6 protein-coding genes and 2 pseudogenes are annotated in these 9,100 nt (G+C 40.9%); 7 read left to right on the top strand and 1 reads right to left on the bottom strand.

Features of this window, described 5'->3' with window-relative positions; genetic code table 11:
• From UC75_RS21180 to murI, 7 genes and pseudogenes are all read left to right on the top strand, one after another.
• Positions 1-436 (top strand): annotated as a pseudogene (locus UC75_RS21180) (urocanate hydratase); the annotation flags it as partial.
• An 87-nt stretch (positions 437-523) separates the two neighbouring features.
• A complete protein-coding gene (gene hutH, locus UC75_RS10690) occupies positions 524-2,062 on the top strand; it encodes a histidine ammonia-lyase (RefSeq protein ID WP_004790166.1) in 1,539 nt (512 codons plus the stop codon).
• Between the two features lie 64 nt (positions 2,063-2,126).
• Positions 2,127-3,539, top strand: coding sequence for an amino acid permease (locus UC75_RS10685; protein WP_005300457.1), 1,413 nt, complete (start codon positions 2,127-2,129; stop codon positions 3,537-3,539).
• Between the two features lie 51 nt (positions 3,540-3,590).
• Positions 3,591-4,796 (top strand): imidazolonepropionase, encoded by a 1,206-nt coding sequence (gene hutI / locus UC75_RS10680; RefSeq protein ID WP_049837566.1) that lies wholly within the window; start codon positions 3,591-3,593, stop codon positions 4,794-4,796.
• 10 nt (positions 4,797-4,806) lie between these two features.
• On the top strand, positions 4,807-5,727 hold the full coding sequence (hutG, locus tag UC75_RS10675) for a formimidoylglutamase (RefSeq protein WP_049837565.1): 921 nt from the start codon (positions 4,807-4,809) through the stop codon (positions 5,725-5,727).
• 252 nt (positions 5,728-5,979) lie between these two features.
• A complete protein-coding gene (locus tag UC75_RS10670; protein WP_049837564.1) occupies positions 5,980-7,806 on the top strand; it encodes a DUF885 domain-containing protein in 1,827 nt (608 codons plus the stop codon).
• 104 nt (positions 7,807-7,910) lie between these two features.
• On the top strand, positions 7,911-8,711 hold the full coding sequence (gene murI / locus UC75_RS10665) for a glutamate racemase (RefSeq protein WP_049837563.1): 801 nt from the start codon (positions 7,911-7,913) through the stop codon (positions 8,709-8,711).
• A 61-nt stretch (positions 8,712-8,772) separates the two neighbouring features.
• Here murI and UC75_RS21175 read toward each other — a convergent pair.
• Positions 8,773-9,100, bottom strand: a pseudogene (locus UC75_RS21175) (hypothetical protein); the annotation flags it as partial.

Here is a 9,100-nt window from a genome sequence, read left to right as displayed (position 1 = left end):
TGGTCTAGGCTTACGTGCAAAACTTGGTTTGGCATTTAACGAAATGGTTCGTAGCGGTGAATTATCAGCTCCAGTTGTGATTGGTCGTGACCACTTAGACTCAGGTTCAGTTGCGAGTCCAAACCGTGAAACTGAAGCAATGCAAGATGGATCAGATGCAGTATCAGACTGGCCTTTATTAAACGCTTTGCTTAATACAGCAGGCGGCGCAACTTGGGTTTCTCTACACCATGGTGGCGGTGTAGGTATGGGCTTCTCTCAACACTCAGGCGTTGTGATTGTGTGTGACGGTACAGATGAAGCTGCTGCACGTATTGCTCGTGTACTGACCAATGACCCTGCAACAGGTGTTATGCGTCATGCCGATGCCGGTTATGAAATTGCGATTAACTGTGCGAAAGAGCAAGGCTTAAACTTGCCAATGATCACGCAATAAAAATACATGGAAGAACTGGCGGTGCTTTTTGCAATTGTGAAAAGCACTGTCTCAGCAGAATATAGTGCAAAAAATTAGGAAGCCAACATGGAATTACTGATCCAACCGGGAAAATTAACCTTAGCTGATTTACGTCAAGCTTACCTCAACCCGATTAAAGTTAAGTTAGATGAAAGTGCGTCAGCTGCAATCAACGCAAGTGTGGCTTGTGTAGAACAGATTGTAAATGAAGGACGTACAGCTTACGGCATTAACACAGGTTTTGGTTTACTTGCTTCAACCAAGATTGCTCCTGAAGATTTAGAACAATTACAGCGTTCGTTAGTTCTTTCGCATGCAGCAGGTGTAGGTGAAGCACTTGATGATGCAATGGTTCGTTTAATTATTCTATTGAAAGCAAATAGCTTGGCACGTGGCTTCTCAGGTATTCGCCGTAAAGTGATTGATGCTTTGTTGGCTTTAATTAATGCTGAGGTTTATCCGCACATTCCTCTTAAAGGTTCAGTCGGCGCTTCAGGTGACTTGGCACCACTTGCACACATGTCATTGATTTTACTTGGTGAAAGTAAGGCTCGTTATAAAGGTGAATGGTTACCAGCAGTTGAAGCTTTAAAAATTGCAGGTTTAGAGCCAATTTCTTTAGCAGCGAAAGAAGGCTTGGCACTTTTAAATGGTACACAAGTTTCGACTGCTTATGCTTTACGTGGCTTGTTTGAAGCTGAAGATTTATTTGCTGCTGCGACAGTTTGTGGTGGCTTAAGTGTTGAAGCAATGCTGGGTTCACGCTCACCGTTTGATGCTCGTATTCATGAAGTACGTGGTCAACGTGGTCAAATTGATGTAGCGGCGGCTTATCGTGATTTATTGACGGATTCGAGTGAAATTGCACATTCACACGAAGACTGTAGCAAAGTTCAAGATCCGTATTCTTTACGTTGCCAACCACAGGTGATGGGTGCATGTCTAACTCAAATCCGTCAGGCTGCTGAAGTTTTAGAAATTGAAGCAAATGCTGTATCTGATAACCCACTTGTTTTTGCAGAACAAGGTGATGTGATTTCTGGTGGTAACTTCCATGCAGAACCTGTAGCAATGGCGGCAGATAATTTAGCATTGGCAATCGCAGAAATTGGTTCACTTTCAGAACGTCGTATTTCGATGATGATGGACCGCCACATGTCACAGCTTCCACCGTTCTTGGTTGCAAATGGCGGTGTGAACTCAGGTTTCATGATTGCACAAGTTACAGCAGCAGCTCTTGCGAGTGATAACAAAGCACTTGCGCATCCAGCGAGTGTTGATAGTTTGCCAACTTCAGCGAATCAGGAAGACCATGTATCAATGGCTCCGAATGCAGGTAAACGTCTTTGGTATATGGCTGACAACGTCCGTGGCATTTTAGCTGTCGAATGGTTAGGCGCTTGTCAGGGTCTAGACTTCCGTGAAGGCTTAAAAAGCTCGCCTAAACTTGAACAAGCTCGTAAAATCTTGCGCGATCAAGTTCCTTACTACAGTGAAGACCGTTTCTTTGCTCCTGATATTGAACAAGCAAGTGAATTACTTTCGAGTGGCTGTTTAAACGAGTTACTTATTCCAAAACTACTCCCTAGTTTATCTGAAGTGTGATTGATAAAACGGTCACATGGAGTGGCCGAATCTAACTAAATTTCCTCAAGGATTGGAGATTATAATGTCACAAAACTCCACACTACAGCGGGGATTGAACACCCGCCATATTCGTTTCTTGGCATTGGGCTCAGCAATTGGAACTGGGCTTTTCTATGGTTCGGCTACCGCCATTAAAATGGCGGGGCCTTCAGTATTACTCGCGTATATCGTTGCAGGGATTGCAATTTATATCGTTATGCGCGCACTGGGTGAAATGGCTGTCCATAACCCAGTATCCGGTTCATTTAGCCACTATGCATCACAATACATTAGTCCTCTGGCAGGTTTTACTACAGGCTGGACTTATGTATTTGAAATGGTGATTGTCGCTATTGCCGATGTCACCGCTTTTGGTATTTATATGGGGTTCTGGTATCCCGATGTGCCACGGTGGATCTGGATTTTATCTCTGATTATGTTCTTGGGTGCCATTAATCTGATTCACGTTAAAGTCTTTGGTGAACTCGAATTCTGGCTTTCCATCATTAAGGTGAGTGCCATTGTTGCCATGATTTTAGGCGGAATAGGCTTAATGTTCTATGGCTTCCACGCTGACCATAGCAGTGTGGTACCGGGTATTCAAAACTTATGGATTTATGACGGCTTTATGCCGCATGGCATTGCAGGCTTAGTTGCATGTTTATCTGTGGTTGTATTTGCTTTCGGTGGTATCGAAATTATCGGTTTAACTGCTGGTGAATCACAAGACCCTAAAACGACTTTGCCAAAAGCAATTAATGCTGTTCCAGTACGTATTTTACTTTTCTATGTACTGACCATTTTTGTTTTGATGTCGATTTTCCCATGGAATCAAATTGGTAGCCAAGGTAGCCCATTTGTACAAATTTTTGAAAATTTAGGCATTAAATCTGCCGCGAATATTCTAAATATTGTGGTGGTGACTGCTGCGATTTCAGCAATTAATAGTGATGTATTTGGCGCTGGCCGTATGCTTTATGGTATGGCAAACCGTGGTCAAGCACCTCGCATTTTCCAAAAATTATCGCGTAATGGTGTGCCATGGATGACTGTTGTGGTTATGGCTGGTGTGCTGTTAATTGGTGTGGTGTTGAACTACCTAATTCCTGAAAATGTATTCATGATCATTGCATCAATTGCTACGTTTGCAACGGTTTGGGTATGGCTCATGATTTTGCTTTCGCAAGTTGCGATGCGCCGTAAATTATCTACTGCTGAAATTAAAGCACTTGATTTCCCTGTATGGGGTTGGCCAGTTGCACCTGCGTTCGCGATTGGTTTCATGGTGTTTATTTTAGTCATGATGGGTTATTTCCCTGATTCACGTCCTGCAATTTATGTCGGAATAACATGGCTTGCACTCTTAACTATTGCTTATCGCATATGGGTAAAACCACAGCAAAACTTGGGAAAGGAAAGTAATCCTATCCAGCAAAATGTTGAGATAGAAAGCTAACAAATGAACTGCCCAATGGTTTAACTATTGGGCAGTTTTGAGGAAAGGCTCATGAAAAAACTTTGGCAGAATTGCCACATTGCGACCATGCAAAATGGGCAATACTCCTACATTGAAGATGCTGCAATTGTCACAGAAGGGCATCTCATTCAGTGGATTGGAAAACAACAACAACTTCCTACCGACACATATTCCGAAACAGTTGATTTAAACGGTGCTTGGGTGACCCCAGGGTTCATCGACTGCCATACGCATAGTGTTTTTGGTGGCAACCGTAGTGTTGAGTTTGAAAAACGCTTGCAAGGTGTAAGTTATGCTGAAATTGCAGCAAGCGGTGGTGGTATTGCCAGTACAGTACGTGCAACGCGTGAAGCAAGCGAAGAACAACTATTAAATTCAGCACTTAAACGTATTCGCTGTATGCAACAAGACGGTGTAACGACCATCGAGATTAAGTCTGGTTACGGACTGAATTACGAAAACGAGCGCAAAATGTTGCGTGTGATCCGTCAAATTGGTGAAGCTTTACCAATGACGGTCAAAAGTACCTGTTTAGCTGCCCATGCTTTACCGCCAGAATACAAAGATCAAAGCGATGCTTATATCGAGCATATTTGTACAGAAATGTTGCCAAAACTGCATGCTGAAGGCTTAGTCGATGCTGTAGATGCGTTCTGTGAGCATTTAGCATTTTCACCTGCTCAGGTCGAACGTGTTTTTAAAACAGCACAATCATTGGGTCTACCCGTTAAGTTGCATGCTGAACAGCTCTCATCATTAGGCGGTTCAAGCTTGGCAGCCCGTTATCATGCTTTGTCAGCTGACCATTTAGAGTACATGACCGAAGATGACGTCAAAGCCATGGCAGAGTCGGGTACGGTTGCTGTGTTACTACCGGGCGCCTTTTATCTATTACGTGAAACACAATATCCACCAATTGAAAGTCTGATTAAACATGGTGTGCGTATTGCGTTGTCGAGTGATTTAAATCCGGGCACATCTCCAGCACTTTCTGTACGTTTAATGCTGAATATGGGCAGTACGTTATTCCGTTTAACGCCTGAGCAAGCATTAGCAGGTGTCACCATTCATGCTGCACAAGCACTTGGTTTAGAGCAAACACACGGCAGTTTAGAGCAGGGTAAAGTCGCTGACTTTGTGGCTTGGGATATTGAGCATCCATCTGAAATTGTTTACTGGCTGGGCGGAGATTTGCCGAAGCGAGTCGTTCAGCATGGACAAGAAGTTATTTTTTAAACGGTGTCACATGAATCACACATTTAAATGGCAAGGTCGCCATGATGGCGAGGGTGAAGCACACCAACGTATTCACCATATTATGAATAAAACCCAACATGCTGAATTTGCGCTGATTGGTTTTAGCTCTGATGAAGGCGTGAAGCGTAATAAAGGTCGAGTCGGTGCTGCCGATGCGCCAGATGCAATCCGTAATCAGCTTGCCAATTTACCTATTCATCGTCCAGTCAGTATTGTCGATTTGGGTACAGTGACCTGCGAATATGACAATTTAGAGCAAGCCCAAACCGAGTTGGCGGAGCAAGTCGCAACTAGCCTACAAAATGGTTTAAAACCGATTGTATTGGGCGGTGGACATGAAGTTGCATTTGGCAGCTTTAGCGGTCTATTCCAATATGTACAAGCCCACGCGCCAGATAAAAAAATAGGCATTATTAATTTCGATGCCCATTTTGATTTGCGTGAAGCAGAGCATGCCACTTCTGGAACACCTTTTTTACAAGCAGCGCGACTTTCAGAACAGCATCAAAAACAATTTAATTATTTATGTATTGGGGTCGCTAATCACGCCAATACTAAAGTTTTGTTTGATACAGCCGATGCTCTAAATTGTTCATATTTACGTGACCATGAGGTTAATATTTTTAACCTACCAAACGTGCTTGCAGCGGTTGATGCTTTTATTGAAAAAGTAGACTGTTTGTACGTTACGATTGATTTAGATGTCTTCACGGCTGCGGTTGCACCGGGGGTCAGTGCGCCAGCTGTCAAAGGAATTGATTTAGCCACTTTTGAAGCAGTTTTTAAGCATATTCAAGAGACTGGAAAAATCAAACTTTTAGATATTGCTGAGTGCAATCCAAAATTTGATTTAGACAATAGAACAGCAAAACTGGCTGCATATATTGTTTATCAATATTTGTTTTCTTGAGAAACAATTTTTAATATAGAAATAAAAAAGTGCACTGAGATCGCTCATGTGCTCTTTTTTTGACTTTCTGGTAAATTAAAGTCAGATTCGGAATAAAGATAGCAACTATAAATAATTTAATTAAAAAGAAAATTAATTTATAAAATCATTGAGTTAAAAAATACTCGATTTTTACACCATTTTATATGCTGCTTGGCACGTAATTTGTTTTGTCTTTATTTTAAACTTCGTTAAATATTTCTGGATAATTAAATGAAAAACAGAACTTTACATTTTGCTTGTATCAGTGTTTTATTTTGGATGTCTCATTCTGCTGATGCTGCAAGCCCCGAAATAAATACAAATACCATCGAAAAATCACAATCTAAACAAAACAGTGATGTCTCTGTTCGGGTGAAAGCTTTAAACCAGCTTTTACAAGAACAGTGGGAATATACTTTAAAAAATAATCCTGAAAGTGCAACTGCTTTAGGAGATTTACGCTACAACGATCGATGGACCGAGGTTTCAAAAAATCAGATTGAGAAAGATAAAAAAACTACTCAAAATTTTTTAAAACGTTTTGAAGCAATTGATAGCACAGGATTTTCAGCAACTGATCAATTAAATAAAGAATTAATGATTAATCGGTTGAAAGACTCACTTAAATATTATGATTTAAAATTGTATGAGATGCCTTTCAATCAAATGTGGGGACTACATTTGCAATTTCCGGGATTCATTAGTGCAATTCCATTTAATAATGCGAAGCAATATCAAGACTATATTGCTCGTTTAAAACAAATCCCACTTATTCTTGATCAAGGTATTCAGTTAGCAAAACAAGGACAAAAAGATGGCTTGATGCCACCCAAATATTTACTTGAAAAAGTGGTGAAGCAGGTTGATAGCATTGCAACTCCAGCAGGGAAAGACAGCGTGTTTGCTTCTCCATTAAAGCAATTTCCAAAAAACATTTCGAAAGCAGAACAAGAGCGTTTAAGCCGTGAAATACTACAGGCCATAGATCAGAATGTTCGGCCTGCTTATCAAAAACTCGGTACGTTTATTCAGAAAGATTACTTACCCTATGGACGACAGCACGAGGGTATATGGAGCTTGCCAAACGGTGACGAGCTCTATCGTTTTTATGTAGAAGATAATACGACAACCTCGGAAAGCCCTGAAACTATTCATCAGCTTGGGTTAAAAGAAGTTGCTCGTATTGAAGCGGAAATGCTTAAAATTGCCAAAGCACAAGGTTTCAACGACTTAAAAAGTTTCCAACAATCCTTAAAAACAAATCCTGCGGTTTTCCCAAAATCTCGTGAAGAAATTTTAGAAATTTATCGCGGGTATATTGCCCAAATGCAACCAGAGTTGCCAAAACTGTTTGGTTTATTACCCAAAAATAAAGTCGAAGTTTTGCCTGTAGAGCAATATCGAGAAAAAGAAGCGGCAGGTGCGGAGTATCACCAAGGCACACCTGATGGTTCACGCCCCGGACAAGTATATGTAAATACTGGCGACTTCTCTGAACGTTCCAAAATATCAATGGAAGCGACCGCTTACCATGAGGCTATTCCCGGCCACCATATGCAGATTGATATTGCCCAAAACCTGCCAAATTTGCCGATGTTCCGAAAGCAACCCAACGACACCGCCTACATTGAAGGGTGGGCACTTTATGCCGAGCAATTGGGTAAAGATGTTGGTTTCTATAAAGACCCGCTTTCAGACTATGGAAGACTATCGAGTGAGTTGTTCCGTGCTTGTCGTTTAGTGGTGGACACTGGCGTGCATTATAAAAAATGGACCCGTCAGCAAATGATTGATTTTATGAGAGATCACTCTGCTTTAGATGAACCCGATATTCAGGCAGAGGCTGACCGCTATATTGCTATTCCTGCACAAGCATTAGCTTACAAGATGGGCCAACTAAAAATTTTAGAGCTACGGGAGCTCGCGAAACATGAGCTTGGAGATCGTTTTGATATCAAAGCGTTCCACGACATGATCTTAAATGCAGGAACATTGCCTTTAAATATATTGGATTCACGTATTAAAAATTGGATTAAGGAACAAAAAGCGGCAGCTTAAAATAAAATTCGAAATTTAGGTCAGGTCCTCGTTGGGCCTGATTTAAAAACATAATATAATAATGAAAAATATAGTTTCTTTTAGAATTTTAAATTGGAAAAATAATGAACCAGAAGAACAACCCGATTGGAATGATTGACTCTGGTTTAGGCGGGCTGTCTCTCTTTAAGCATATTCGGGAGGCCCTTCCGAATGAAGACATTATTTATTTCGCAGACTCGAAATATGTCCCTTATGGAGACAGAGAAAGCGACTGGATTGTTTCACGAACCACGCATTTAATTTCAAACTTAGTTGCTCATGGCAAATGTAAAGCGATTGTGATTGCTTGTAACACCATGACGGCCGTAGCGGTTGAAACGATTAGAGCGCAAATTAGTGTGCCACTTATTGCCATAGAGCCAGCGGTAAAACCTGCTGTGGCAATCACACAAAGCAAGCATATTGCTGTTTTGGCAACTGCCACCACGGTGAGGGGTAAAAACTTAAAAAGTTTAATTGAAACGTATGCGCAAGATATTAAAGTCTCTTTAGTGCCGTGTATTGGCTTAGCCGAAAAAATTGAAACGGGGAAAGCACATACCGCGGAAGTTAAAGATTATTTAAAAAATATTTTGGCGCCGTTAGTCGAGCAAAAAGTCGATACGATTATTTTAGGATGCACACACTATCCATTTGTCTCAGATACGATTCAGGAAATTGTAGGTCGTGATATCCAAATTATTGAGCCTTCGGAAGCTGTAACAGCGCAATTAATTCGGCAGCTCAATCAATATCATTTAAGTTCTGAAAGTCCAAATGAGGGAAATCATATTATTTGGACCAGTTCAGACCCGTTGGAAGTTGCGGATGTTAGTTTTTCTTTGTTAGGTAAGTATTTACCAGTAAAAGATATCGCAATATAAATTTTATAAGGATGGTAAGAGAGCTTTCTCTTACCATCTTATGTTCTAGCTCAAATTAAGCTTATTTCAATTCCCAGCGCTGTTTTGGGTCATTAGATCGTTGACTAATACCTACAGATGAACCCCAGAGATGCGTTAGTACCGCATCTGGTTGGCCTTCTACAAAGATATAACCATCTTCAAATGCCCAGTTAGTTTGGTACTGGCGGCCTGCGCCTTGCAAGAAAACATTGCCACTATGCCAATTCACTGGTTTTATTTCTTTACCATTGGTACTGTTTAACGCTGTTTGCAATTGTTCAAAAGAGTCATTTGATTTTAAGCTGAATTTTAAAATCTTTTTGACCGTATCCATATTTTTTTCATTCGTATGTAAATTTAGAGTTTTT

The organism is Acinetobacter sp. V2 (assembly GCF_001188385.1).
GTDB lineage: Bacteria > Pseudomonadota > Gammaproteobacteria > Pseudomonadales > Moraxellaceae > Acinetobacter > Acinetobacter oleivorans.
The sequence above is the reverse complement of the archived record's forward strand: the minus strand, read 5'-3'. Positions and strand labels throughout refer to the sequence as shown.

Coding starts and splice junctions, on each gene's coding strand:
- UC75_RS10685 (WP_005300457.1), top strand. CDS start 2,127: ATGTCACAAAACTCCACACTACAGCGGGGATTGAACACCCGCCATATT.
- hutH (WP_004790166.1), top strand. CDS start 524: ATGGAATTACTGATCCAACCGGGAAAATTAACCTTAGCTGATTTACGT.
- UC75_RS10670 (WP_049837564.1), top strand. CDS start 5,980: ATGAAAAACAGAACTTTACATTTTGCTTGTATCAGTGTTTTATTTTGG.
- hutG (WP_049837565.1), top strand. CDS start 4,807: ATGAATCACACATTTAAATGGCAAGGTCGCCATGATGGCGAGGGTGAA.
- murI (WP_049837563.1), top strand. CDS start 7,911: ATGAACCAGAAGAACAACCCGATTGGAATGATTGACTCTGGTTTAGGC.
- hutI (WP_049837566.1), top strand. CDS start 3,591: ATGAAAAAACTTTGGCAGAATTGCCACATTGCGACCATGCAAAATGGG.